The sequence below is a fragment of the Modestobacter sp. VKM Ac-2983 genome (assembly GCF_026967885.1).
Classification (GTDB): Bacteria; Actinomycetota; Actinomycetes; order Mycobacteriales; family Geodermatophilaceae; genus Modestobacter.
On sequence record NZ_JAPVBK010000001.1, the window covers coordinates 396,487 to 420,473 of the forward strand.

Genomic DNA, 23,987 nt, shown 5'->3' on the forward strand with positions numbered 1-23,987 from the left:
CGGTGTCCCTGGTCGACCTGACCCTCATCGTGCTCGCGCTCGTCTTCGCGCTGTCGGGGTTCCGGCAGGGCCTGATCATCTCCGCCACCTCCTTCGTGGGGTTCTTCGGCGGGGCCGTCATCGGCGCGCAGCTCTCCGGCCCGATCGCCGACGACCTGGCCAACTCCTCGGTGACCCGGGTGTTCGTCGCCCTGGTGGTGGTGCTGGCCGGCGCGCTGATCGGCCAGCTGCTGGCGGGCCTGATCGGCCGGGCGGTGCGCAGGTGGATCACCTGGGAGCCCGCCAAGGTCGTCGACTCGGTGGCGGGGGCGGTGGTCTCGGCCCTCGCCGTCCTGCTCGTGGCGTGGATGGTGGCGATCCCGCTGGCCAGCTCGCCCTTCCCCGGCGTGGCCGGCCAGGTGCGCCAGTCATCGCTCGTCCAGGCCGTCGACCGCACCGTCCCCAACCAGGTGCGCACGCTCTACGACTCGCTGCGCGAGGCGATCGACCGGCAGGGCCTGCCCGACGTCCTGGACCCGCTGACGCCCACCCAGTCACGTGACGTGCCGGCGCCGGACCAGGCCCTGCTGGCCAGCCCGGTGGTCGAGCAGGTCCGGGGATCGGTCGTGCAGATCCGGGGGATCGCGGCGTCCTGCTCCCGGCAGATCGACGGCTCCGGCTTCGTTTTCGCCGACGACCGGGTGATGACCAACGCCCACGTGCTGGCCGGGGTCACCGAGCCGACGGTCATCGCCGAGGGCGAGGCCTACGACGCCGTCACGGTGTACGTCGACGAGGCCATCGACGTCGCCGTGCTGGCCGTCCCCGGGCTCCCGCAGGAGCCGCTGGCCTTCTCCGACGTCCCCGTCGACACCGGCGCCGACGCGATCGTCATGGGTTACCCCGGCGGCGGGCCCTTCTACGTCGGACCGGCCCGGGTGCGCGACCGCGGGGACATCAGCGGCCCGGACTTCCGGGCGACCCGCACCGTGCAGCGCGACGTCTACGCCCTCTACGGGCAGGTGCGCGCGGGCAACTCCGGCGGCCCGCTGCTGGCCCCCGACGGGTCGGTGCTCGGTGTGGTCTTCGCCTCGGCGATCGACGACCCCGACACCGGGTACGCGCTCACCGCCGCCGAGGTGTCCGAGGCCATGACGATCGGCGGCGCTGCGGTCAGCGAGGTCGGCACCGGCGCCTGCGAGTGAAAGGACCCCGTCCCCCTCATCCCTCGCGAGCTCGGGACGAGCCTCTGGACGGGGCCACGGCGCGGGACCCTGCAGCGGGCCGTTCCATCGGGCTACCTGGCCCAGGCGGCGATGGCGGCGGTGACCTCGTCGGGGGCCTCCTCGTGCGGGAAGTGCCCGACGCCGGGCAGCTCCCGCCACTCGTAGGCGCCGGCCACGTAGCGGCCGGACCCGCGGGCGGTCGAGGGCAGCACTGCCGTGTCCAGTGCCCCGTGCAGCTGCAGGGTGGGTGCGGTGACGGGCGCGGCCATCCGCCGGGCGAACCGCCACCCGTCCGGGCGCAGCTGTGAGCGACCGGCCCAGCGGTAGTACTCCATCGCCCCGTAGGCCGCCTGCGGGATGCGGCTGGCCGACCGGTACCGGGTCACGGCCTCGGCGAAGTCGGCGGTGTGCACCCAGGAGGGGCCGGCCCAGCGGCGCATCAGCTCGGCCACCGGGTCGTCGTCGGGTCGGGTCAGGCGCCGTTCCGGCAGCCGGGGGAGCTGGAAGGGCAGCGCGTAGGCCAGGGCCCGCCGCTGCCGGGGGTCGCCGACCGAGCTGCGCAGCCGCCGGGGGTGTGCCGCCGAGACGACGACGAGACCCCGCACGCTCCGGGGGTGCAGCGCGGCCATCGTCCAGGCGACCAGGCCACCCCAGTCGGAGCCGACGACGACCGCCTCCTCCTCACCGAGCGCGCGGACCACCGCGGCGGCGTCGGCGGCGGCGGTCGGCAGGTCGTACCCGCGCGGTGGCTTGTCGCTGGCGCCGTAGCCGCGGAGGTCGGGGGCGGCCACCCGGAAGCCAGCGGCGGCCAGTCCGGTCAGCTGGGCACGCCAGGACCACCAGAACTGCGGGAAGCCGTGCAGCAGCAGCACCAGCGGGCCGCTGCCGGCCTCGGCGGCGTGCAGCCGGACGCCGTTGGCCGAGACGTCCCGGTGCGCCCACGGGCCCGGGAGCAGGACGCTGGTGGCGTCGGGCCGTTCCTGGGGCACCGGCACGGCGGCCCCTGGCCGGGGCTCGTCGCCCCGCGCCCCGCGCCTGGTGAGCCGGCGGGCCCCGTCTCGCAGGTTCAGCGCAGGGGGGCGTGCGCGTCCTGGCGGACGACCTGGCCGTCCCGCACGGTCGGCAGGTCGTGGGTCCGCTTGCCGGGGGCCTCGCGACGCATGACATCGGGGAGGTCCTGCAGCGTCTCGATGGTGCGCTCGGGCTTCTTGATCTTCTTGACCAGTCGCCAGCCGACCAGGCCGACGATCGCCGCGACCAGGACGAGCAGGCCGAACACGATGAGGAAGGCCGCCCACCGGGGGAGCCAGACGGCGAGCAGCTCGGCGAGGAAGAAGAAGAAGAAGAACCCGGCGAAAGCCAGCATCACACCGGCTGCGGCGAAGGCTGCGGCACCGGCCCCGCCGCGCTTGACCGACGTACCGATCTCGGCCTTGGCCAGCTCGATCTCGTCACGCACGAGGGTGGACACGTCGGCCATCGCGCTCTTGGCGAGCGTGCCGACCGAGGGTTCGGCGGGCCCGGTGGGACGACCCGCGAGCGGAGTCGCCCCGGCGGGACGACCCGCCGGCGGAGTCGTCGAGACGCTGTGGGCCACGGATGGCTCCTCCCTGGTCGGTGCCGATCGGACGACGCGGCACGTGCTGTCCGGGTGATCGTGCCGCATGCCGACGTTCATCGCTGTCCGGGGTCACCCGTGCGGGCCACGGGGCTGCTCAGGCGATGTCGCACCGGCACCGGCAGTCGTCCACGTGCGGGACCGCCCGTCGTCCCGCGGAGAGCTCTTCGTCACTGAAGAGGAGCCCGTCACACGCTGCCGGGCAGCGGCAGGTCAACACCAGGAGGGCACCCCAGCGCCGCTCGGTGCCGCGGGGGGCTCGTCGCTCCCGCTGTCGAGCGACGGCGGCGAGGCGTCGGGCACGGGCTCGGTCGTCCGGGCTGTCCCCGGGCCGGGGCAGCTGGTGGTCGGCCGGTGTGCCGGTGGCTTGTCGGAACCCGTCTCGCAGCGGTCGCCCCCGGTCGAAGGTGTACCAGGGTGGGGTCCGGCTGTAGCGCTCGTCGCCGTGCCACCAGCCCTCGTCCCCGTGGCGGACGTCCAGGTGGGCCGGGAAGAGGCGACCGCGTCGGTCCCGGACGGCGTCGGGAGTCATGCCGCCCACCTCCCGGCCGGACGCATCGAGGAGCCCCAGCCGGAGCCCGGCCAGCGTCGCCGCCCGGGCCAGCACGGTCGCGGGCAGGTCCCGGGCTCCGGTCTCGACCTGGGCGACCATGGAGGCGGCGATGCCGAGCGCCCCCGCAAGGTCCCGTTGGGAGAGATCGGCGGTGCGGCGGATACGGCGCCGCAGCGATCCGAGTCGCAGCGGCATGCCATCGGCCGGCACGTCGATGCCCGACGCCGGCTCGGCGGGCGCGTCGTCCGTCATCCGTCCGATCGTGCCGTCCCAGCGATGGCGACGCGGGGCGGGCGGACACCCCTGTGGACGGGTGGGAGCCGGGTGGCCAGCGCTGAGCCCCTGGGGTGTGGCGCGCGAGCCGGTGACGTGCTGGCGGAGCTTGTGCTCTGCTCACTGGTGGTGAGCAGAGCACAAGCTCCGCCGATGCCCCTCGCAGCCCTGTCCTCCTGCGGCCGGGATCTCGCCCCGGCCGCTGCGTCGGGCCCCGACGGGCGTCCCCTCAGTCCTCGCTGGGGGCGGCGGGGAGCTTGGAGCTGATCAGGTCCATCACCGAGGAGTCGGTCAGGGTGCTGACGTCGCCCAGCTCCCGGTTCTCCGCGATGTCCCGCAGCAACCGGCGCATGATCTTGCCCGAGCGGGTCTTGGGCAGCTCGGCGACGACCATGATCTGGCGCGGGCTGGCGATCGGCCCGATCTCCTTGCGGACGTGCTGGCGCAGCACCTTCACCAGGTCCTCGCCGGAGTCGACGGCGTCCCCGCGCAGGATCACGAACGCGACGATGCCCTGCCCGGTGGTGGGGTCGGTGGCGCCGACGACTGCGGCCTCGGCCACCGTCGGGTGGCTGACCAGCGCGGACTCGACCTCGGTGGTGGAGATCCGGTGCCCGGAGACGTTCATGACGTCGTCGACCCGGCCGAGCAGCCAGATGTCGCCGTCCTCGTCCAGCTTGGCGCCGTCGCCGGCGAAGTAGACCCCCTGGCCGTACCGGCTCCAGTAGGTGTCCTTGTACCGCTCGTCGTCGCCCCAGATGGTGCGCAGCATGGCCGGCCAGGGCTCGGTGAGCACCAGGTAACCGGTGGCGCCGGGCTCGATCGGCTTGCCCTCCTCGTCGACCACGCTGGCCGCGATGCCCGGGAACGGGCGCTGCGCGGAGCCGGGCTTGAGGGTGGTCGTGCCCGGCAGCGGCGTGATCATGTGGCCGCCGGTCTCGGTCTGCCACCAGGTGTCCACGATCGGGCAGCGGCTGCCGCCGATGTTCTTGTGGTACCAGAGCCAGGCCTCGGGGTTGATCGGCTCACCGACCGAGCCGAGCAGCCGCAGCGAGGAGAGGTCGAAGCCGGCCGGGACGTCGTCGCCCCACTTCATGAACGTGCGGATCGTGGTCGGGGCGGTGTACAGGATCGTGACCCCGTACTGCTGCACGATCTCCCACCAGCGGCCCCGGTGCGGGGTCTCCGGGGTGCCCTCGTACATCACCGAGGTCGCCCGGTTGGCCAGCGGCCCGTAGACGATGTAGCTGTGGCCGGTGACCCAGCCGACGTCGGCCGCGGTCCAGAAGACGTCCGTGTCGGGCTTGAGGTCGAAGGTCGCCCAGTGGGTGTAGGAGACCTGGGTGAGGTAGCCGCCGGAGGTGTGCAGGATCCCCTTGGGCTTCGCCGTCGTGCCCGAGGTGTACATGATGTAGAGCGGGTGCTCGGCGTCGAAGGCCTGCGCCTCGTGCTCGGCCGACTGTCCGGCGACCAGGTCGTGCCACCAGACGTCGCGGCCCTCGGTCCACTCGACGTCGGTCTCGGTGCGCTTGACCACCAGCACGCTGCGCACGCCCTCGGTCTTGGTCAGCGCCTCGTCGACGTTCGGCTTCAGCGGGCTCGGTGCACCCCGCCGGTAGCCGCCGTCGGCGGTGATGACGACCTTCGCGTCGGCGTCGGTGATCCGGCTGGCGAGGGCATCGGGGGAGAAACCACCGAAGACCACCATGTGCACGGCGCCGATGCGGGCGCAGGCCAGCATGGAGATCACCGCCTCCGGGATCATCGGAAGGTAGATCGCCACCCGGTCGCCGGCGTTCACGCCCAGCTCGGTGAGCGCGTTCGCCGTGCGGCAGACCTCGTCCTTGAGGTCGGCGTAGGTCAGCGTGCGGGTGTCGCCGGGCTCACCGACCCAGTGGTAGGCCACCTGGTCGCCGTGGCCGGCCTCGACGTGCCGGTCGACGCAGTTGACCGCGACGTTGAGCTTCCCGCCGACGAACCACTTGGCGAACGGCGGGTTGCTCCAGTCCAGCGCCTGCTCCCAGGGCTCGGCCCAGTCCAGTCGCCGGGCGGCCTCCTCCCAGAAGGCGATCCGGTCGGCGGCCGCGCGTTGGTGGACGTCGGGTCCGGCGTTGGCGGCCGCGGCGAGCTCGGCCGGGGGCGGGAAGCCCCCCTCGGGCAGCTGGTCGGACAGGGCCTGGTTGCTCTGTGCGTGGTCGGTCGTCTCGCTCATGCGCACCTCCGTGGTCGGGCGCCGCCTCGACTTCGCGACGCTGCCTCACGCACAACCTATGGCCCCGGTCACGGTCCCGTCAGGTCCGTGTCGCGCGCCGGCCGTCCCGAGCTGGGCAGACTGGTCGGGTGACGGACGACGGGGCCCAGGCGCTGGTGGTGTCCCGGCTGCCCGGCGCCGCGGCACTGGGGCTGCTCGCCCCACCGGCGGCGACCGTCGTCCCGGGGCCGCTGCTGGCCGACCCGGGGTGGACGGCGGAGGTGCTGGCCGCCCGTGCCGTGCGGCAGCGGACCGACGACCGGCGGGTGCTGGCCACCGTCTGGTGGTACTCGGTGTCCAGCGTGCTCCTCACCCCGGTGCTGGCCGGGCTGGTGACCGGGGTGCCCCTGTCGGCACGGCTGGCGGACACCACGGTGCACGCGCTGCCCGGTGGCGTGCCGGTGGCGGCGACCACCCGCCGGAGCGGTGGTCCGGACGTGGTCGGCGACCTGCGGGCGGCGATCGGCTCGGTCGTCGCCGCGGTGGCCGAGGCGGGCGGGACCCGCGAACGGCCGCTGTGGGCGATCGCCACCGACTCGCTCGCCAACCGGCTGCTCGCCCTCGGTCGTGCGGTCGGGGACGAGAGCGCGGTGACCGCGCTGGCCGGACCGCTGGCCGCCGCGATCGGGGAGCCGGTGCCGGCGCCGCGCTACGTCGACGTCGGCCGGCCCGGCGGGGGCACGGCCCGGTTCACCCGGCGCGCCTCGTGCTGCCTGCTCTACCGGGTGCCGCACGAGGTGGTCTGCACCTCGTGCCCGCGCCGGGAGCCGGCCGAGCGTCAGGTGCTGCTCGAGGACCTCGCCGAACGGATGTGACGGCACGGGGGGCCGGTGCGGCGGCCCCCCGTGCCGGCGATCAGCAGGCGCCGACGTCGTAGGCCCGCCGCGGCACCGTGAAACGGCAGCCGTACTGCGGGTCGGCGACCGCCGCGGCGTCGAGCACGTCGTCACCGGCCGGCCGCACGCCGTCCTCGACCCAGGCGACGAGGTCGGTGAACGCCTGCTGGTACTCCTCCGCGCTGAAGTCGCAGTGCGCGACGGAGCGGATGGCGCGCTGCACGAGCAGGTCGCTGTTGCCACGGGCGGCGGCGTCCCGGGCGTACTCCTGCTCCATGCTGAACGGCACGAACAGGTCGCCCAGGCCGTGCAGCGACAGCACCGGGACGTCGAAGCGCCCGTCGATGGTGGGGACCCCGGAGAGGCCGCGGCTGCCGCGGTCGGCCCGCACCCGCAGGATCTCCTCGTTCAGCGCTTGCTCCTCGGCCGTCAGCTCCGGGTCGGCGTCCAGCTGGTAGACCGTGTCCGCGTTGCCGCCGACCGCGCCGCGCTCCTCGCCGAGGCCCGGGTAGACCGGGTAGACGGTGAACAGGAAGTCGGCGAAGGCGGCGAAGCCCGCCTCGAACAGCGGCCGGTCGCCGCCGGTCCGCTGCTCGGTGAGCGCCCGCAGGTCCGCGCCGGCCTCGGTGAGGACGAACGGGTAGGGAGTCCCGAGCTCGGCCTTCATCTGCGGCACGGTGGTGGTCAGGTAGTCGGCCGGCGCCGGGTAGACCGGCGGGGTGTCGGTGAGCGCCTGCGCGGCGGCGTTGTAGTCCAGGAACGTGTCGAACAGCCGCCGGTCGCCCATCACGCCGCACGCCGGCAGCGCGCCGTCGTAGTCGTTCGGGTACTGCTCGATGCTCACCCCGGTGACGTGTCCGCCCATCGAGACCCCGGACAGGTAGGTGAGGTCGGCCTTGCCCACCGTCTTCTCGAAGTACCGCAGCAGCCGGTGGGTGCTCTTCACCCCGGAGACGACGTCGTACCCGTTCTCGGTGTAGCTGGAGGCCGCCCAGGCGTAGCCCTCGTCGACCAGGTGCTGTCGGAGGCCGTCGGGTGGGGCGTCGACGGTCAGCTCCGGGCCGGTGCCGCGGTACCCGTGCGCCCACATGACCAGGTCGCCGTTCCAGTCCGCCGGCACCTCGATCCGGTAGCCGGCGCCCTTCAGCACGCCCCAGGTGCGGGTGGTGCTGGTGCCCGGCAGCGCTTCGAACGGCAGCGCCGCCTCGTCGACGACGTACTCGACCTCGGGCGACTGCGGGTACTGGGGGGCGGGCTGGTGCTTCGGCTGGGCCGTGGCCGGGCCGGTGAACACGGTGCTGACCAGGGCGAGCGCCATCGGCGCGAGCAGCAGTCGGGTGGGGCGGTGCATGGGGTCCTCCGGGACGTCGTCGTTGACGGTGACCGGACGCTAGCCCCGCGTGTTGTGGATCACATGGGCGGGTCGGCCGCGCGGCGGGCCCGGTAGGCGGCCACGTGCTCGCGGTTGGCGCACGTGCTGTCGCAGAACCGCCGGCTCGCGTTCTTGGTGAGGTCCACCAGGACGTCGTCACAGCCGGAGGCGGCGCACCGGCGCAACCGGTCGAGCGCGCCGGCGCGCACCACGTCGGCCACGGCCATGGCGGCCTCCACGCCCCACCGGTGGGCGACCGAGGCGTCCGGCTCGGTGGCGTGCACGTGGTAGCCCCAGTCGCCGTGCCGGACCAACTGCGGCAGGGCGTTCCCCTCGCGCAGCAACCGGTTCACGATCGCGACCACGCCGTCCTCGTCGGCGTCCCAGACCCCGGCCAGCACCGACCGCAGCTCGTGCACCGCGGCCAGCTCGGCGGCATCGCCGGCCCGGCTGCCGGTGAACTGCCACTCGTCCAGGAACGCAGTCAACGCCGGCGGGTCGGGCAGTTGCTCCTCCCCGTCCCCGGTGGTGTTCACCAGCGCGGCGGCGCTGGCGAGCCCCACCTCGGTGTCATGGGCAAAGAGCATGTGACTCCTGTACTCCTCTGCTAGCGTCCCGCTGTACAGGAGCGTACGTCGGTTGGCTCCTGACGAGGAGGTGTCTGCCGTGCTGGACCGCCGAACCGGGCTGATCGGACTGCTGCTGGCCGTGGTCTCCGCGGCCGCGTTCGGCACCTCGGGGGTGTTCGCCACCGCCCTGTTGGACGCCGGCTGGACCGCAGGCTCCGCCGTGACCGTGCGGGTCGGGGTGGCGTCGGTGGCGCTGGCCGTCCCGGCCCTGGTCCAGCTGCGGGGCAGGTGGTCGCTGCTGCGGGCCAACGCCGGCGCCGTCCTGGCCTTCGGCGCGCTGGCCGTCGCGCTGCCCCAGCTGGCCTACTTCTACGCGGTCTCCCGGCTGTCGGTGGGCGTGGCGCTGCTGCTGGAGTACTCCGGGGTGCTGCTCGTCGTGCTGTGGACCTGGGCGCGGCTCGGGCAACGGCCGAGCCGGGTCACCGGCGCCGGGGTCGTGGTGGCCGTCGGCGGCCTGGTGCTGGTCCTCGACGTTCTCAGCGGCGCCCGGATCGACCCGGTGGGCGTGATGTGGGGGCTGATCGCAGCGGTGGGGCTGGCCTCCTACTTCGTCCTCTCCGCCCACTCCGACGACGCGCTGCCGCCGCTGGTCAGTGCCTGGGCGGGGCTCGGGGTGGGTGCCCTGGTGCTCGGGGCGGCGGCTCTCGTCGGCGTCCTCCCGTGGCGCACCACCGCCGTGGACGTCGAGCTGGCCGGCCGGTCGACCAGCTGGCTGGTGCCGGTGCTCGGCGTGGCGTTGGTGTCGGCGGCGCTCGCCTACGCCACCGGGATCGCCGCCGTCCGGCGGCTCGGCTCGCGGCTCAGCTCGTTCGTCGGTCTGAGCGAGGTGCTGTTCGCTGTCGTGGCGGCCTGGCTGGCGCTGGGGCAGCAGCCGAACGCCGTGCAGCTGGTCGGCGGGGTCGTCGTCCTGGTGGGGATCGTGCTGGTCCGGCTGGGGGAGGACCGCACACCGGCCGAGACGGCCGACGTCGACCCGGTGCCGGGCCACGCGGAGCCGCAGGCGCCGACGCCCGGGCGGTGAACCCGCCGCCTCCGGCACCGGCCCGCGGAGTCAGCTGCCCCGGACCCGGCGGACCCAGCGGGCGATCTGCTCGGCGGTCTCCTCGGTGCGGGTCAGGGCCACCATGTGCCCGGCGCCGGGCAGCTGGACGAGCTCACCGTGGGCGAGCTTCGGCATCAGCTCGTCGATCTCCTCCTGCGGCACCTCCGGGTCGTACTCGCCGTGCACCACCAGGGTGGGCACGGTCAGCGCCGAGGCGTACGCGACGCCGTTGGTGCTGACGCTGGCCAGCGTGGTCCGGGCCAGCGCGACCCGCCGGCTGCCCATGAAGTCCTCCCGCACCTGGGCCACCGCGTCCTTCGGCGCACCCGGCTCGAAGGCGAACTGCCGCACCAGCCAGTCGGCGAGCGGCACGATCGGCTTGACCCGGTTGGCGACCACGGCCACCAGGCGCAGGACGTAGAGCCAGACCCGGCGGAGCATGCGGCGAGCCACCGGCGGCAGGTCGAGGGCGAGCCCGGGGAAGGTGACCCCCGAGCCGCCCGAACCGGCGAAGACGACCCCGCTGATGCGGTCCAGCCCGAGGTCGCGGGCGTGCACGACGATGATGCCGCCGCCGAGGCTGCTGCCGACCAGGACCGCCTGCTGCCCGTCGGGCACCACCTCCTCCAGCACGGCCGCCAGGTCGTGGGCGTGTGCCTCGAGGTTGTAGTCGCCGGTGGGTGCGTTCCCGCTGCGCCCGTGGCCGCGCAGGTCGTACTGCACCACCCGGTGACGGTCGGCGAGCAGCTCGGGAACGCGACCCCAGGAGCCCGTGGTCATGCCCAGGCCGTTGACCAGCACGACCAGGGGGCCGTCGGTCGGGCCCTGGATCTGCAGGGGCAGGACGGTGGCATCGAAGGAGACGACGTGGCGCACCGGGGGAACGTACGTCGAACGCGCGCCGGTCGCTGCGTGGATCAGCCGGCGCCGAGAGCCACCACGTCGCCGACGACCCACACGGCGGGCGGCCGGACGCCCTCGTCGGCGATGGTCTTCGCCAGCCCGGCGAGGGTGGTGCGCAGCGTCCGCTGCGAGGGGCTGGCGCCGTCGCTGACGACGGCGACCGGCGTCTCCGGCGCCCGGCCGTGCTCGACCAGGGCGGCGGAGATCGCCGGGGCGGTGTCCACGCCCATCAGCACCACGACGGTGCCGCGCAGCCGGCCCAGCGCCGCCCAGTCGACCAGTGACGCCGGGTGCCCCGGCGGCACGTGCCCGGAGACCACGACGAACTCGTGCGTCAGCCCCCGGTGGGTGACCGGGATCCCCGCCAGGCCGGGGACGGCGATCGCGCTGGTCACCCCGGGCACGACCTCGACCGGCACGCCGGCTGCGGCACACGCCTCGAGCTCCTCGTAGCCGCGGCCGAAGACGAACGGGTCGCCGCCCTTGAGGCGCACCACCCGGCGGCCGGCCAGGGCGTGGGACACCAGCAGCTCGTTGATCTGCTCCTGCGCCATCGAGCGCCCGCGCGGCAGCTTGGAGGCGTCGATGACCAGCACGTCGGCGGGCAGCGAGGCCAGCAGCCCCTGCGGGGCCAGGTGGTCGGCGACGACGACGTCCGCCGTGGCGACCGCCTGCCGGCCGCGCACCGTCACCAGCCCCGGGTCACCCGGCCCGCCGCCCACCAGGACGACGCTGCCGGCGGCCACCGAGGGCGTGCGGGCGGCACGGTCGGCGATGGAGCCGTCGGTCAACCCGGTCAGCACCGCGTCCCGCACGCCGATGGCCCGCTGCGGGTCACCGCCCCCGTGCACGCCGATGACCAGGTCGCCCTGCCGGCCGACCGCCGGGGTCCAGACGGTGGAGACGGAGCGGTCGTCGGCGCGGGCGCAGAACACCCGGTCGCGCTCTGCCTCGGCGGCGACGGCGGCGTTCACGTCGGGGTCGTCGGTGGCGGCCACGGCGTACCACGCCCCGGCGAGGTCGCCCTCGACCCAGCGCCGCGGGTGCCAGGTGACCGAGCCGGGTGCGACGAGGGCCTCGAGGGCCGGGGTGAGCTCGGGGCTGACCACGGTGACCTGCGCGCGGGCCTCCAGGAGCCCGGCGACCCGGCGGTGCGCGACCTGGCCGCCGCCGACGACGACGACGCGGCGCCCGGTCAGCCGCAGGCCCACCGGGTAGACGGTGCCCGGATCGGGAGAGGCGGTCACTTCTCGGTCACACCGGCGGAGTCGAAGGTGGCGACGTCGCGCAGCGCACGGGCCGCGCTGGCGACCAGGGGCAGGCTCAGCAGCGCCCCGGTGCCCTCGCCGAGGCGGAGGTCGAGCCCGAGCAGCGGGCGCAGGCCCAGTGCGCGCAGGGCCAGGCCGGCGCCCGGCTCGGCCGACGTGTGCCCGGCCAGGGCGTGCTCCAGAGCGGCGGGGCACAGCGCTGCGGCGACGAGGGCGGCCGAGCCGGCGATCACGCCGTCCAGCAGCACCGGCACCCGGGCGGCCGCGGCACCGAGCACGAAGCCGGCCAGCGCGGCGTGCTCGAGGCCACCCAGCTCGGCCAGCGCGGCGAGGGCCGCCTCCGGCGTGGCCGGGCGGGCCGGCACCCGGGCCACCGCGCGGGTGACCACCGCGATCTTGCGCTCCAGCGTGGGGTCGTCGATGCCGGTGCCGCGGCCGGTCGCCGCAGCCGGGGCGGCGCCGGTGAACGCGCAGACCAGGGCCGCGGCGGCGGTGGTGTTGCCGATCCCCATGTCGCCGGTGACCAGGCACCCGGAGCCGGCGGCGGCGAGCGTCGTCGCCACCCCGATGCCGACCTCGACGGCCTGCCGGGCCTCCGCGAGGGTCATCGCCGGACCGAGCGAGAGGTCGGCGGTACCGCGGCGGACGTTGCGCTCCAGCAGCCCCGCGGCGGGGCCGACCGGGGTGGCCACGCCGACGTCGACCACGACCACCGCGGCACCCAGCTGGGCGGCGAAGGCGTTGACCACGGCGCCGCCGGCGGCGAAGTTCGCCACCATCTGCGCGGTGACCTCCTGCGGCCACGGGGTGACGCCCTGGGCGTGCACGCCGTGGTCGCCGGCGAAGACCGCGACCGCGGCCGGCTCGGGCAGCGGGGGCGGGCACACCCCGGCGATGCCGGCCAGTTGCGCCGCGACGTCCTCGAGCACGCCGAGGGAGCCGGGGGGCTTGGTCATCCGGTCCAGCCGCTCCCGAGCGGCCCGCTCGGCGGTGCTGTCCCGCGGGGTGATGGCCGCGATGGTCGCACCCAGCAGCGTGCCGGCGAAGGGGGTCGGGTCGGTGCTCAGCGGACCTCCTCGGTCGTGTCGATCGGGTCAAGGGTCTCAGCCAGCGCCGACGCGAACGCACGGGAGGTCTCCGGGTCCCGGACGGCGACCCGCAGGTGGTCGCTGGTCAGGCCCGGGAACGTGTCGCCCCGGCGCACCGCCCAGCCCCGTGCCCGGAGCCGCTCGCGCACCCGGGCACCCGCCGGCACGCGCAGCAGCACGAACGACGACCGGGGCTCGGCGACCACCTCGACCGCAGGCGGCAGCGCGGCGAGCAGCGCGGCCCGGTGCTCGGTGAGCCGCTGGGCCACCTCCTCGGCCTCCGCCCGGGCGGACGGTGCGGTGCAGGCGGCCAGCGCGGCGAGCGCGGGGGTCGAGACCGGCCAGTGCGGTTGCTGCGCGGCCAGTGCGGCGACCAGGTCGGCCGGGCCCAGGGCGTAGCCGACCCGCAGCCCGGCCAGGCCCCAGGTCTTGGTCAGGCTGCGCACGACCAGCAGCCCGGGCAGGTCGGTGCGGGCGGCCAGCGACTCCGGCTCCCCGGGCACGGTGTCGGCGAACGCCTCGTCCACCAGCAGCACCCGCCCCGGCCGGGCCAGCGCAGCGAGGTCGGCGGCGCGGTGCAGCACCGACGTCGGGTTGGTCGGGTTGCCGACGACCACCAGGTCGGCGTCGGCCGGGACCGCCGCCGGGTCCAGCCGGTACCCCGGCCCGGTCAGCAGCAGCCGCTCCACCGGGTGGCCGGCGGCGCGCAGCGCGGCCTCCGGCTCGGTGAAGGAGGGGTGGACGACGACCGCGCGGTGGGGGCGCAGCGCCCGGGCGACCAGCGTGAACGTCTCGGCCGCACCGGCGGTGAGCAGCACCTCGGCCGGGTCGCGGTGGTGCGCGGCGGCGACCGCGGCGCGGGCCGGGCGCGGGTCGGGGTAGGCGGCGCTGGCGTCGAGGGCGTCGACCAGGACGGCGCGCAGCCAGGCCGGTGGGGCGTCCGCTCGGACGTTGACCGCGAGGTCGACCAGGCCGGGGCCGACCTCGACGTCGCCATGGTGCCGGAGGTCGATGTCTTGGTGCCGGAGGTCGATGTCTTGGTGCCGCAGGTCGACGTCGTGCACGTCGGTGGAGACGGCCACCGCGACCGTGACCCGGCCGTGCACCCGTTTGCTGACGACGAGCCGCCCGCCCCCGAGCAGCGCCGCCGCCTCGGCGACCGACGCCGTCCCGACGGCGGCGGCGACCCGCGCCGACGGGGTGGGCACCGGGACGGCGGCCAGGGCGGCGGCCGGGTGCCCGGTCAGCAGCCAGCCGCGGCGCGCCGCCGCCTCGCGCACCCCCGGCTCGGCGGCCCGGACGTCCAGCGTGGCCAGCCGGACCGGGCCCTCCGGCGCCGGCAGCACGGCGTCGACAGCGGCCAGCACCTCCTCGGCGGTCGCCCCGGTCGAGACGCCCACGCCGACGGTGGTCCCCGGAGCGGTCACGTGCGCACCCCGGGGCGGTCGGGGAGGGCGGCCAGCAGCGCGTCGGCGTCGCGGGGGAGGGCGCCGTCGGGCAGCAGCCCGAGGGCCTGCAGCCGGGCACCGACGCTGAGCGCCCAGGGGCGGTCGAGCCGGGCCCGGGCCAGCAGCGCGTCGTCGCCCAGGACGACGTCCGGCGCACCCTGCACCACCCCGCCGTCCACCACGATGGCGACCTCGTCGGCCCAGCGCAGCGCCAGGTCGACGTCATGGGTGCTCATCACGATCGTCGAGTCGGCCTCCTGCAGCCGGGCCAGTGCGGCCAGCGCCTCGCCGACCGCGGTCGGGTCGAGCCCGGCGGTCGGCTCGTCGAGCATCAGCACGCAGGGCCGCATCGCCACCGCGCCGGCGATCGCCACCCGCTTGCGCTCGCCGTAGGAGAGCTGATGCGTCGGGCGGCCGGCCAGGTGCGCCACGGCGAGCAACTCCAGGGCCTCGGCCACCCGGGCGCGGACCTCCTCCTCCGGCAGACCGAGGTTGACCGGCCCGAAGGAGACGTCCTGGGCGACCGAGGCGCTGAACAGCTGGTCGTCGGGGTCCTGCAGCACCAGCTGCACCGCCTGCCGGTGGGCGCGCAGGCCCTTCCGGGTGAAGTGCAGCTCGGCGTCGTCCAGGGTGATCCGGCCGCGGGTGGGCGGCAGCGCCCCGGACAGGCAGCGCAGCAGCGTCGTCTTGCCCGAACCGTTCGCGCCCAGCAGCGCGAGCCGGCGGCCGGGCGGCACGGTCAGTGAGGCGCCGTCGAGCACCCGGGCGCCCCGTTCGTACCCGGCGACCAGGGCCTCGGCGGCCAGCGTCAGGTGGCTCACAGCGCCTCATCGCCGGCGCTCGTCGGCGGTGATCGCCGAGGCGCTGCGCCCATGGACGAGCTCGCGAGCTCGCTCATGCCCCGACCAGGCCCACGGTGACGAGGGCGGTCAGGCCGGCGAGGGTGGTCGTGACGAACCGGGGGGAGGAGGGCAGCACCTCCGGGAGCACGCGCAACCCGGTCTCCATGCCGCGCCCGGCCAGCCCGTCGGACAGCCGCCGGGCCCGGTCCCAGGAGCGGGTGAGCACGGCGGCGGCCAGCATCCCGGAGGAGCGGTAGGAGTTCCGGATGCCCGCGTGCCCCATCCGGGCGGCCTGCGCCTCGCGGATGGTCGACAGGCTGGTGAGCAGCACGAACAGCATCCGGTAGGTCACCGAGGCCACCTCGACGACGGCGTCGGGCACCCGCAGCCGGTGCAGCGCGGGCAGCAGGTCCGACATCGGCGTCGTCGTCGCCAGCAGCAGCACCGCCGCGCTGCCGGCCACCGCGTGCGCGATCAGCCCGCCCGCCTGGGCGGCGGCGTCCGGCGCCCAGCCGAGGCCGCCGTCCCCGACCTGGACGACGGCCGTCAGCGCCCCGACCAGGATGAACGCCAGCGGCAGCCGGATCGCCCGGCCGAACGTGCGCGCCGGCACCCGGGCCGGCCCCAGCGCCAGGACGACGGCGGCCAGCCCGACGAGCACGCTGCCGGGCCAGGCCGGGAGCACCAGGGCGGCGAGCACCAGTCCGCCGCTGAGCAGCAGCTTGTCGGCGGGGGAGCGCAGCCGCCAGGCACTGGCCCAGGCGGCGTCGTCGATCGCCAGCCCGCTCACGGCGTCGTCGGCGGCGTGAGCGACTTCCCCGCCGTCTGCTCCGCTGTCCGCCGGCCCTTCAGCCGGCCGAGCACGTAGCCCAGCACCCCGCCACCCAGGGCCGCCTGCAGCGCGAACAGGCCGGACTCGATCTCCGAGGAGCCGGGGGAGAAGACCGACTCGAACCACGGCTCGTAGCCGGCGTCGGACTCCTCGATCAGCTCGGTCGCCTGGCTGTCCGTGCCGGCGTACTCGCTGGCGCCGTCGAGCAGCAGGGGCGTGGCGAACAGGGCGATGACGGCCAGCACCAGCAGGGCCGTGACCAGGTGCCGCCTCATCGGGTCGCCTCCCGCTCCGCCGCTCCGCTGTCCACGCCGGGAGCCGCCGGGGCGGGCCGGAGGACGCCGAGGCGCTCCAGCTCAGGGCGGGCGCTGACCACGAGCACCCGGAACAGCAGGACGCCGAGCAGGCCCTCACCGATCGCCAGCGGCACCTGGGTGAAGGCGAAGACGGACAGGAACTTCGCCGCCGCCCCGCCGAAGCCGCTGGCCGCGTCGGGGTGCGCCCAGGCCAGCTGCAGCGCCGTCGTCACGTAGGTGGCCAGGTCGGCGACCGCCATCGCGGCGAACACCCCGGGGAGCAGCCCGCCCCCGCTGCGCCGGACCAGCCGGTAGGCGGCGTAGCCGGCCCAGGGGCCGACGACCGCCATGGAGAAGGCGTTGGCGCCCAGGGTGGTCAGCCCGCCGTGTGCGAGCAGCAGCGCCTGGAACAGCAGCACGACCGTGCCGAGCAGCGCCATCACCGGTGGCCGGAAGAGCACGGCGCCCAGCCCGGTGCCGGTCGGGTGGCTGGAGCTGCCGGTGATCGAGGGCAGCTTGATCGCGCTGAGCACGAAGGTGAACGCCCCGGCGGCGCCGAGCAGCAGGGTCGACTCCGGGTTCTCCCGCACCTCCGTGACCACCGCCCGGGCGCCGTGGACGACGAACGGGGCGGCGGCGATCGTCCAGCCGATGGCGTGCGCGGGCGGCAGGAACCCCTCAGCGATGTGCACGGCCGACCTCCTGGGGGAGCCGCGCGGCGGCGGCGGCGGCGAAGCGGGTGGCCATCCCGGGGGACCCGGCCCAGTTCAGGTGCAGGTAGGAGGCGTGCACGTTGCCGGCCACGAACCCCTCCGGTCCGTCGGCGTTCCACTGCCAGGCGGGGGTCGCCCCGGCGGCGGGGCCGGCGGTGGTGCGGTGGAACTCGTGCCCGCGCACCCGCGTGCCGGCCGGGGCCAGCACGCTGTCGGTGAGCGCCACCGCGGCCCGGTAGCCCAGCGTGAGCCGCGGGTGCATCGCGGTCGTCGTCGGCAGCACGCCGCACATGGGTTCGCCGTCCAGCTCCTGGGAGAGGTACAGCAGCCCGGCGCACTCCGCGGCGATCGGACCCCCGCGGGCGGCCAGGTCGGCGATCGCCGTCCGGAGGCCGACGTTCGCGCTGAGCGCGCTGGCGTGCACCTCGGGGAAGCCGCCCCCGACGACCAGCGCCCGGGTCCCCTCGGGGAGCGCGTCGTCCCGCAGCGGGTCGACGGTCACCACCTCGGCGCCGGCCGCGGTGAGCAGCTCGGCGGTCTCGGCGTACCCGAAGGTGAAGGCCGGGCCGCCGGCCACGGCGATCACCGGCCGGCCCTCGACCCGGGTCACCTCGGCGGCCGGGTCCCACGGCTCGCCGGTGAGGTCCGGCGCGGTGCGGGCCAGCCGCAGGACGGCGTCCAGGTCGATGCTCGACTCGACCACCGCGCCCAGCGCGCGCACCGTGCGGACCGCCTCCGCCGACCGCTCGGCCGCCGGCACCAGGCCCAGGTGCCGGGACGGCGTCTGCAGTTCGGTGATCCGGCGGACCGCACCGAGCACCGGCACCCCAGCCGTGCCCAGCGCCTCGCGCAGGATCGACTCGTGCCGGTCGCTGCCGACCCGGTTGAGGACGACGCCGCCGATCCGCACCGTCGGGTCGAAGGTGGCGAAGCCGTGCACCAGCGCGGCCACGCTGCGGGCCTGCGAGGCGGCGTCGACCACGAGCACCACCGGCGCCTGCAGGTGCGCGGCGACCTGGGCGGTGGAGCCGTAGCCGGGTTCGACGCTGGCGTGCGCGGCGCCGTCGAACAGCCCCATCACGCCCTCGACGACCGCGACGTCGGCGCCCCGGGAGCCGTGCAGGAACAGCGGGGTGATCCGGTCGTCGCCGACCAGCCACTTGTCCAGGTTGCGGCCCGGCCGGCCGGCGGCGAGGCCGTGGTAGCCCGGGTCGATGTAGTCGGGGCCGACCTTGTGCGGGCTCACGGTCAGCCCGCGGGCGGTCAGCGCCGCGATCAGCCCGGTGGTGATCGACGTCTTCCCGGCGTTCGACGACGGCGCCGCGACCACGATCCGCGGCATCCTCATCGCCCGGCCCCCACCGCAACAGAAATGGCCATTTCTGTCCCCGGGTCGGGACGTGACGGTCGGCGAGGAGCGACAGAAATGGCCATTTCTGTCGTAAGGCGGAGGCGGGTCACCACTCGATCCCCCGTTGGCCCTTCTGGCCGGCGTCCATCGGGTGCTTGACCTTGGTCATCTCCACGACCAGGTCGGCGGCCTCTATCAGCGCCGGCGGGGCGTCGCGCCCGGTGATGACGACGTGCTGGTTGCCCGGCCGGTTCGTCAGGGTCTCCACGACGTCCTCGACGTCCACCCAGCCCCACTTCAGCGGGTAGGTGAACTCGTCGAGCACGTAGAAGCGGTGCGCCTCGGTGGCCAGGTCGCGCTTGATCTGCGCCCAGCCCTCGGCGGCGTCGGCGGCGTGGTCGATCTCGGTGCCGGCCCGGCGAGACCACGACCAGCCCGAGCCCATCTTGTGCCAGACGACCGGGCCGCCCTGCCCGGTCGCCGCATGCAGCTCCCCGAGGGCGGTCAGCGCGTTCTCCTCGCCGACCTTCCACTTGGCGCTCTTGACGAACTGGTAGACCGCGATCGACCAGCCCTGGTTCCACGCCCGCATCGCCATCCCGAAGGCGGCGGTGGACTTGCCCTTCATCTCCCCGGTGTGCACGGCGAGCAGTGGGCGGTTGCGGCGCTGCCGGGTGCTGAGCCCGTCGGCGGGGACGACGGCGACCTGTCCCTGGGGCATGTCAGGCCGCCTCTCGTACCGAGCGGACGACGCCGGACAGCGCCTCGGCGCCGAGCTCCTCGAGCCGCATCGTCCGCGCGCCCAACGCCACCCCGAGGGAGGCGGCCAGGCCGAGCCGCACCGGCCCGGACTCGCAGTCGACGACGACGCTCGCCGTCCCGGCCGCGGCCAGCAGCCCGGCGGCCCGGCGGGCGTCGGCGAGGTGGTCGCCGCCGCGCGGCCCGGTCGCCCGGCCGTCGGTGACGACGACGAGCAACGGACGGCGCTGCGGGTCACGCACCCGTTCCAGCCGCAGCGTCTCGTGCGCCCGCAGCAGCCCCGCGGCCAGCGGGGTCCGCCCGCCGGTGGGCAGGCTGGTCAGCCGGGCGGCGGCGGCCTCCACCGACCAGGTCGGCGGCAGGGTGAGCTCGGCGTCCCCGCCGCGGAAGGTGATCAGGCCGACCTTGTCCCGGCGCTGGTAGGCGTCCACCAGCAACGAGAGGACGGCGCCCTTCACCGCGGCCATCCGGGAGCGGGCGCCCATCGAGCCGCTGGCGTCGACGACGAAGAGGACCAGGTTGCCCTCGCGGCCCTCGAGCGTGGCCTGGCGCAGGTCGGCGCGCTCGACCCGCAGGCCGGTGCCGGTGCGCCCGCGGGCCCGCTGGTGCGGTGCCGCGGCGAGCACGGTGTCGACCAGGTGCAGCTTGGTCACGCTGCCCTCGGGACGGCGGGAGCCGACCACCCGGCCGCGCTCGCTGCGGGCCCGGGACCGCCGGCCGGCTGCGCCCGCGCCGATGCCGGGCACCTCCAGCCGCTGCACCCGGAACGCGGTGTCGGGGGCGACGGCCGCCTTCTCCGGTGCGGGCGCGGCGTCGGTGTGCCCGCCGCCCTCACCCCGCGGCGCCGTCGTCGGCCCCTGCTCGTCCGCCGCCCCGCCGCCCTCCGGAGCTGGTGCCGACTCACCCTCAGCACCACCAGAATGGCCATTTTGGTGGTCAGGGGGGCCGTCGCCCGGGGGAGGGGAGCCGCCCCCGTCAGGGGATGGGCCGCCGTCCTGAGGGTCGCCGTCGGTGGGGTCGGTGCCCTCGGGTGGGGTGGGGTCGTCGTCCGGCGGGGAGTCGGGGCGGGAGTCCTCCAGCGCCTGGTCCAGGGTCTCGTCGTCCAGGCCGGGGGCGTCGAAGGGGTTGCGCCGGCGGCGGTGTGGCAGGGCGAGCCGGGCGGCAACCCGGACGTCGTCCTCGGTGACGTCGGTGCGCCCGCACCAGGCCGCGTGCGCGATGGCGGCGCGGGCGGTGACCAGGTCGGCGCGCAGGCCGTCGACGTCGAAGGCGGCGCAGACGCTGGTGACCTGGCGCAGCGCCGCGTCGCTCAGCACCACCCGGGGCAGCAGCGCGCGGGCGGCGGCGATCTGGTCGGCCAGTTCCCGCTCGGACGCGGACCAGGCGGCGGCGAAGCCGGCCGGATCGGCGTCGTAGCCGAAGCGGCGGCGGACCACCTCTGCGCGCAGGTCGGCGTCCCGTGGGGCGGCCACCTCGACGGTGAGCCCGAACCGGTCCAGCAGCTGGGGGCGGAGCTCGCCCTCCTCCGGGTTCATGGTGCCGACCAGCAGGAAGCGGGCGGCGTGCCGCACCGAGACGCCCTCGCGCTCGACGTAGGCCCGGCCCAGGGCAGCGGCGTCCAGCAGCAGGTCGACCAGGTGGTCGTGCAGCAGGTTGACCTCGTCGACGTACAGCACGCCGCGGTGCGCCCCGGCCAGCAGCCCTGGCTCGAAGGACTTCACGCCCTCGGTCAGCGCGCGCTCCAGGTCCAGCGAGCCGACCAGCCGGTCCTCCGAGGCGCCGACCGGCAGCTCGACGAGCTTGGCCGGCCGGGTGACGGGGCGGTCGTCGGCCGAGTGCGGGCCGTCGGGGCACTCCGGGTCGGGGGCGGCGGGGTCGCAGGCGAAGCGGCAGCCGGCGACGACGTCGACCGGGGGCAGGACGGCGGCCAGGGCGCGCACCGTCGTGGACTTCGCCGTGCCCTTCTCGCCACGCACGAGCACCCCGCCGACGGCAGGGGAGACGGCGTTGAGCAGCAGCGCCAGCCGCATGTCGTCCATGCCGACGACGGCGCCGAAGGGATAGGTCATGAAGAGACCACAGGTCCTCTCCCCGGGTGTCCACGCCCGGAGGTGGCAGGAAGCGACGGCGGGAGTTCCTGACTCCCCGGCCGGGGCCGGGTCACAGTGGCGGGACCGCGCCGGAGTTCCACCGGGCTTCCTCCACTGCCGTCGCAGTTGGACCGCCATTCGACCACGCGCACCCCGGGTGAGGACAGGGGCGTGTCTCTTGACGAAGTGGAAAGTGATGCGCCACTCTTTCCGGCATGGAAAGCAACCGCATCGACCGGGACGACGCCGCGGCCCAGCTGGCCGCCCTGCAGGCCGACCGCGCGGCGTTGGCCGACCGGGTCGTGCCGCCGTGGTGGTACGACGTCGCGCTCGGGCTGCTGCTGTTCGGCTTCCTGTCCTCCTACGCCTTCGACTCGCTCTGGGTGACCTTCCCGGCGCTGGTCGTCTTCCTCGGCTGCCTCGGCGTGATGGTCTCCGCCTACAAACGGATCACCGGCGTGTGGGTGAACATCGACAGCCGGTCCATGGCGCTGTGGTGTGCGATCTACCTGCCCGTGCTGATCGGGGCCTTCGTGCTCGCCGAGGGGTACGACCAACGCTGGGCGATGGTCGTGGCCGGCGCCGTCCTCGGCACCGCGGTGACCCTCTTCGGCCGGCACTGGAGTCGGGCGTACGCCGCCGAGCTGCGGGGGCAGCGGTGACTGGAGAGGTTCCCGACCGCGACGCGGCGGCAGCGCAGCTCGGCGCCCTGCGCGCCGACCAGTCGGCGCTCGCCGGGCGGATCGTCCAGCCGTGGTGGTGGGACGTCGCACTGGGACTCCTCTTCGCGGGGTTCATCAGCAGCTACTCCACCCACAGCGGCTGGGTGATCGGCGCAGCGCTGCTGGTCTTCCTGGCCGGGGTGCGCGCTCTGGGGGCCACGTACCGGCGGATCACCGGGGTCTGGTGGGACGCCCGCGAGGTGGGCCCGGTCCAGGAGCGCGTCCAACGGGTCATGCGGTGGTGGGGGATCGGCTTCCTGGGGCTGTTCGCCCTCGGTGCCGCGGCCGAGTTCCTGCTCGACCTGCGTGGTGCCATGGTCGTGGTGGGCGCGTTGCTGGGGGCGTTGGCGGGGCTGCTCAGTCGCTGGGTGACCCAGATCTACGTCGCCGGCCTGCGGGCCGGGCGGTGACCGCCGTCGAGCCGCGGTTCGACGCCGTGGTCCACGCTCCGCCGCGGCTGCAGATCTGCGGGCTCCTGGCGGTGGTCGACACGATGGAGTTCGCCGCCGTGCGGGACGCGGTCTCGGTGAGCGACTCGGTGCTCTCCAAGCACGTCAAGCAGCTGGAGGAGGCGGGCTACGTGCAGGTGCGCAAGGCGACGATCGCCTCCCGCCAGCGCACCAGCCTGGCGCTCACCAAGGCGGGGCGGGCGGCGTTCGACGCCCACGTCGCCGAGCTGCGCCGCATCGCCGGCCTCTGAGGGCGGGCCCACCGCCACGAGCTCGGACGGGCCTCGCTGAAGGGTGCCGACGAGGTGGGGCAGAGTGCCCGGCGTGGCACGGGGGCGAGGGCGGCGCGTGCTCGACTGGGCCGCTGTCCTCCTCGTCGGGGTCGGCGCCACCCTGGCGCTCGACCTCCTCGCCGTGCCCTCCGCCGCGCTGTTCGGCGGCCTGGTGGCCGGGCTGGGGCGGGCGCTGCTCGGCTCGACCCCGCTGGCGCTCCCGCGCGCGGCGGGCACCGGCGCGCAGGCGGTCATCGGTGTCTCGATCGGCGCGCTGATCCAGGCCGACACGCTGCGCACGGTCGCCGACCACTGGCTGCCGGTGCTGCTGATCACGGTCGCCACCCTGGGCGTCAGCCTCCTCGCCGGGCAGCTGATGCGGCTGCAGCCCGGCATCACCCCGGTCACCGGCGCGTTCTCGATGATCGCCGGCGGTGCCTCCGGCATCACCGCGATGGCCCGGGACCTGGGCGCCGACGAACAGGTGGTCGCCGTCCTGCAGTACCTGCGGGTGCTGCTCATCGTGACCGCGATGCCGATCGTGGCCACCACCGTCTACGGCGCCTCGGGCGGTGCGGCGGTCGTGCCGGCCGACGACGGCCCCGGCTGGCCGGCCGGGCTGCTGTTCACCGTGGTCTGCGTGGTCATCGGGGTGCTGCTCGGCCGGGTGAGCCGGCTGCCGGTGGGCGCGTTGCTGGGTCCGCTGGCGGTGGCCGCCGTCCTGGACGTCACCGGGCTGTCGCAGGGGGCCACCGTGCCGCCGCTGGTGGAGGCGGCCGGCTTCCTGGCGATCGGGCTGCAGGTGGGCCTCGGCTTCACCCGGGCGAACCTGCGGCTGGTCGGCCGGGCGCTGCCCCTGGCCGTCGTGCTCATCGTCGGTGCGGTCGCGGCCTGCGCCGGGCTCGGGGTCCTGCTGTCCCGGACCGCCGGGGTGAGCGCGCTCGACGGGTACCTGGCCACCACGCCGGGCGGGCTCTACGCGGTGCTGGCCACGGCGACCGGCAGCGGTGCCGACGCGACGTTCGTGCTCGCGGTCCAGGTGCTCCGGCTGTTCGTGATGCTCTTCTCCGCCCCGCTGCTGGCCCGCTGGCTGGGCCGGGGGCAGCGGCCGGCCTGACGACCCCGGCGGTGCCGATCCCCGATCGGCATGTGTCAGGCGGCGCTGCCGTGGCATC

At 75.4% G+C, this 23,987-nt stretch carries 24 protein-coding genes and 1 riboswitch; of the genes, 7 read left to right on the forward strand and 17 right to left on the reverse strand.

Translation table 11 applies throughout. The features are described from left to right. Window positions 1-2 precede the first annotated feature (2 nt). Complete coding sequence (locus O2W18_RS01810; RefSeq protein WP_269185871.1) at window positions 3-1,184, forward strand: MarP family serine protease; 1,182 nt, start codon at window positions 3-5, stop codon at window positions 1,182-1,184. 92 nt (window positions 1,185-1,276) lie between these two features. On the opposite strand, the gene O2W18_RS01815 is transcribed toward O2W18_RS01810, so the two are convergent. From O2W18_RS01815 to acs, 4 genes are all read right to left on the reverse strand, one after another. Further along, a complete protein-coding gene (locus tag O2W18_RS01815; RefSeq protein ID WP_269185872.1) occupies window positions 1,277-2,200 on the reverse strand; it encodes an alpha/beta fold hydrolase in 924 nt (307 codons plus the stop codon). A 71-nt stretch (window positions 2,201-2,271) separates the two neighbouring features. After that, on the reverse strand, window positions 2,272-2,883 hold the full coding sequence (locus O2W18_RS01820; RefSeq protein WP_331254052.1) for a phage holin family protein: 612 nt from the start codon (window positions 2,881-2,883) through the stop codon (window positions 2,272-2,274). Between the two features lie 37 nt (window positions 2,884-2,920). After that, window positions 2,921-3,628, reverse strand: coding sequence for a helix-turn-helix domain-containing protein (locus O2W18_RS01825; RefSeq protein ID WP_269185874.1), 708 nt, complete (start codon window positions 3,626-3,628; stop codon window positions 2,921-2,923). 250 nt (window positions 3,629-3,878) lie between these two features. Further along, window positions 3,879-5,861 carry an acetate--CoA ligase gene (gene acs / locus O2W18_RS01830; RefSeq protein ID WP_269185875.1) on the reverse strand — a complete coding sequence of 661 codons (1,983 nt, stop codon included), beginning with the start codon at window positions 5,859-5,861 and terminating at the stop codon, window positions 3,879-3,881. A gap of 128 nt (window positions 5,862-5,989) precedes the next feature. On the opposite strand from acs, the gene O2W18_RS01835 reads away from it, so the two are divergent. Continuing rightward, window positions 5,990-6,715, forward strand: a complete 726-nt coding sequence (locus O2W18_RS01835) for a (2Fe-2S)-binding protein (protein ID WP_269185876.1) — start codon at window positions 5,990-5,992, stop codon at window positions 6,713-6,715. A 40-nt stretch (window positions 6,716-6,755) separates the two neighbouring features. On the opposite strand, the gene O2W18_RS01840 is transcribed toward O2W18_RS01835, so the two are convergent. Both O2W18_RS01840 and O2W18_RS01845 read right to left on the reverse strand, forming a co-directional pair. Further along, the gene (locus O2W18_RS01840) at window positions 6,756-8,087 is read right to left on the reverse strand and encodes an alpha/beta hydrolase (protein WP_269185877.1); all 1,332 of its coding nucleotides are present in this window, start codon (window positions 8,085-8,087) and stop codon (window positions 6,756-6,758) included. 59 nt (window positions 8,088-8,146) lie between these two features. Beyond that, window positions 8,147-8,695 carry a CGNR zinc finger domain-containing protein gene (locus O2W18_RS01845; RefSeq protein WP_269185878.1) on the reverse strand — a complete coding sequence of 183 codons (549 nt, stop codon included), beginning with the start codon at window positions 8,693-8,695 and terminating at the stop codon, window positions 8,147-8,149. 79 nt (window positions 8,696-8,774) lie between these two features. Between O2W18_RS01845 and O2W18_RS01850 the strand changes: the two genes are divergently transcribed. After that, window positions 8,775-9,758, forward strand: a complete 984-nt coding sequence (locus O2W18_RS01850) for an EamA family transporter (RefSeq protein ID WP_269185879.1) — start codon at window positions 8,775-8,777, stop codon at window positions 9,756-9,758. A gap of 30 nt (window positions 9,759-9,788) precedes the next feature. Here the strand turns inward: O2W18_RS01850 and O2W18_RS01855 are convergent, their stop codons facing one another. The 11 genes from O2W18_RS01855 to O2W18_RS01905 all read right to left on the reverse strand — a co-directional run bounded on the left by O2W18_RS01855 (window position 9,789) and on the right by O2W18_RS01905 (window position 21,348). Continuing rightward, window positions 9,789-10,655: an alpha/beta fold hydrolase gene (locus O2W18_RS01855; RefSeq protein ID WP_269185880.1), complete on the reverse strand. Its 867-nt coding sequence runs from the start codon at window positions 10,653-10,655 to the stop codon at window positions 9,789-9,791. Window positions 10,656-10,696: 41 nt separating this feature from the next. Beyond that, the gene (gene cobA / locus O2W18_RS01860; RefSeq protein ID WP_269185881.1) at window positions 10,697-11,929 is read right to left on the reverse strand and encodes a uroporphyrinogen-III C-methyltransferase; all 1,233 of its coding nucleotides are present in this window, start codon (window positions 11,927-11,929) and stop codon (window positions 10,697-10,699) included. Then, on the reverse strand, window positions 11,926-13,017 hold the full coding sequence (cobT, locus tag O2W18_RS01865; protein WP_269186727.1) for a nicotinate-nucleotide--dimethylbenzimidazole phosphoribosyltransferase: 1,092 nt from the start codon (window positions 13,015-13,017) through the stop codon (window positions 11,926-11,928). Before cobT ends, cobA begins: the two co-directional genes overlap by 4 nt. Continuing rightward, window positions 13,014-14,465: an Rv2231c family pyridoxal phosphate-dependent protein CobC gene (gene cobC, locus O2W18_RS01870; RefSeq protein ID WP_269185882.1), complete on the reverse strand. Its 1,452-nt coding sequence runs from the start codon at window positions 14,463-14,465 to the stop codon at window positions 13,014-13,016. The genes cobT and cobC overlap by 4 nt, the downstream gene beginning before the upstream one ends. Further along, the gene (locus O2W18_RS01875; protein ID WP_269185883.1) at window positions 14,462-15,307 is read right to left on the reverse strand and encodes an energy-coupling factor ABC transporter ATP-binding protein; all 846 of its coding nucleotides are present in this window, start codon (window positions 15,305-15,307) and stop codon (window positions 14,462-14,464) included. Before O2W18_RS01875 ends, cobC begins: the two co-directional genes overlap by 4 nt. 73 nt (window positions 15,308-15,380) lie before the next feature. Beyond that, window positions 15,381-16,118, reverse strand: coding sequence for a cobalt ECF transporter T component CbiQ (gene cbiQ / locus O2W18_RS01880; RefSeq protein ID WP_269185884.1), 738 nt, complete (start codon window positions 16,116-16,118; stop codon window positions 15,381-15,383). After that, window positions 16,115-16,435, reverse strand: a complete 321-nt coding sequence (locus O2W18_RS01885; RefSeq protein ID WP_269185885.1) for an energy-coupling factor ABC transporter substrate-binding protein — start codon at window positions 16,433-16,435, stop codon at window positions 16,115-16,117. Before O2W18_RS01885 ends, cbiQ begins: the two co-directional genes overlap by 4 nt. Then, window positions 16,432-17,148: an energy-coupling factor ABC transporter permease gene (locus tag O2W18_RS01890; RefSeq protein ID WP_269185886.1), complete on the reverse strand. Its 717-nt coding sequence runs from the start codon at window positions 17,146-17,148 to the stop codon at window positions 16,432-16,434. Before O2W18_RS01890 ends, O2W18_RS01885 begins: the two co-directional genes overlap by 4 nt. Continuing rightward, on the reverse strand, window positions 17,135-18,517 hold the full coding sequence (locus tag O2W18_RS01895) for a cobyrinate a,c-diamide synthase (protein ID WP_269185887.1): 1,383 nt from the start codon (window positions 18,515-18,517) through the stop codon (window positions 17,135-17,137). The genes O2W18_RS01890 and O2W18_RS01895 overlap by 14 nt, the downstream gene beginning before the upstream one ends. A 109-nt stretch (window positions 18,518-18,626) precedes the next feature. After that, window positions 18,627-19,241, reverse strand: a complete 615-nt coding sequence (cobO, locus tag O2W18_RS01900; RefSeq protein WP_269185888.1) for a cob(I)yrinic acid a,c-diamide adenosyltransferase — start codon at window positions 19,239-19,241, stop codon at window positions 18,627-18,629. Between the two features lies 1 nt (window position 19,242). Then, on the reverse strand, window positions 19,243-21,348 hold the full coding sequence (locus tag O2W18_RS01905; RefSeq protein ID WP_269185889.1) for a putative cobaltochelatase: 2,106 nt from the start codon (window positions 21,346-21,348) through the stop codon (window positions 19,243-19,245). 46 nt (window positions 21,349-21,394) lie between these two features. Then, window positions 21,395-21,506: riboswitch (adenosylcobalamin (AdoCbl) riboswitch) on the reverse strand. Window positions 21,507-21,584: 78 nt separating this feature from the next. Between O2W18_RS01905 and O2W18_RS01910 the strand changes: the two genes are divergently transcribed. The 4 genes from O2W18_RS01910 (at window position 21,585) to O2W18_RS01925 (ending at window position 23,929) form a co-directional block, all read left to right on the forward strand. Further along, window positions 21,585-22,031 (forward strand): hypothetical protein, encoded by a 447-nt coding sequence (locus O2W18_RS01910; RefSeq protein WP_269185890.1) that lies wholly within the window; start codon window positions 21,585-21,587, stop codon window positions 22,029-22,031. Then, window positions 22,028-22,501, forward strand: a complete 474-nt coding sequence (locus tag O2W18_RS01915) for a hypothetical protein (protein ID WP_269185891.1) — start codon at window positions 22,028-22,030, stop codon at window positions 22,499-22,501. Before O2W18_RS01910 ends, O2W18_RS01915 begins: the two co-directional genes overlap by 4 nt. Further along, window positions 22,498-22,791: a transcriptional regulator gene (locus O2W18_RS01920; RefSeq protein ID WP_269159697.1), complete on the forward strand. Its 294-nt coding sequence runs from the start codon at window positions 22,498-22,500 to the stop codon at window positions 22,789-22,791. Before O2W18_RS01915 ends, O2W18_RS01920 begins: the two co-directional genes overlap by 4 nt. A gap of 73 nt (window positions 22,792-22,864) precedes the next feature. Continuing rightward, window positions 22,865-23,929 carry an AbrB family transcriptional regulator gene (locus O2W18_RS01925; RefSeq protein WP_269185892.1) on the forward strand — a complete coding sequence of 355 codons (1,065 nt, stop codon included), beginning with the start codon at window positions 22,865-22,867 and terminating at the stop codon, window positions 23,927-23,929. Window positions 23,930-23,987: the final 58 nt, after the last annotated feature.

What these genes read in the sequence shown, in the direction of transcription:
- O2W18_RS01820 (WP_331254052.1), bottom strand. Translation starts at nt 2,883, where the DNA reads ATGAACGTCGGCATGCGGCACGATCACCCGGACAGCACGTGCCGCGTC.
- O2W18_RS01825 (WP_269185874.1), bottom strand. Translation starts at nt 3,628, where the DNA reads ATGACGGACGACGCGCCCGCCGAGCCGGCGTCGGGCATCGACGTGCCG.
- acs (WP_269185875.1), bottom strand. Translation starts at nt 5,861, where the DNA reads ATGAGCGAGACGACCGACCACGCACAGAGCAACCAGGCCCTGTCCGAC.
- O2W18_RS01840 (WP_269185877.1), bottom strand. Translation starts at nt 8,087, where the DNA reads ATGCACCGCCCCACCCGACTGCTGCTCGCGCCGATGGCGCTCGCCCTG.
- O2W18_RS01845 (WP_269185878.1), bottom strand. Translation starts at nt 8,695, where the DNA reads ATGCTCTTTGCCCATGACACCGAGGTGGGGCTCGCCAGCGCCGCCGCG.
- O2W18_RS01885 (WP_269185885.1), bottom strand. Translation starts at nt 16,435, where the DNA reads ATGAGGCGGCACCTGGTCACGGCCCTGCTGGTGCTGGCCGTCATCGCC.
- O2W18_RS01895 (WP_269185887.1), bottom strand. Translation starts at nt 18,517, where the DNA reads ATGAGGATGCCGCGGATCGTGGTCGCGGCGCCGTCGTCGAACGCCGGG.
- cobO (WP_269185888.1), bottom strand. Translation starts at nt 19,241, where the DNA reads ATGCCCCAGGGACAGGTCGCCGTCGTCCCCGCCGACGGGCTCAGCACC.
- O2W18_RS01905 (WP_269185889.1), bottom strand. Translation starts at nt 21,348, where the DNA reads ATGACCTATCCCTTCGGCGCCGTCGTCGGCATGGACGACATGCGGCTG.
- O2W18_RS01910 (WP_269185890.1), top strand. Translation starts at nt 21,585, where the DNA reads ATGGAAAGCAACCGCATCGACCGGGACGACGCCGCGGCCCAGCTGGCC.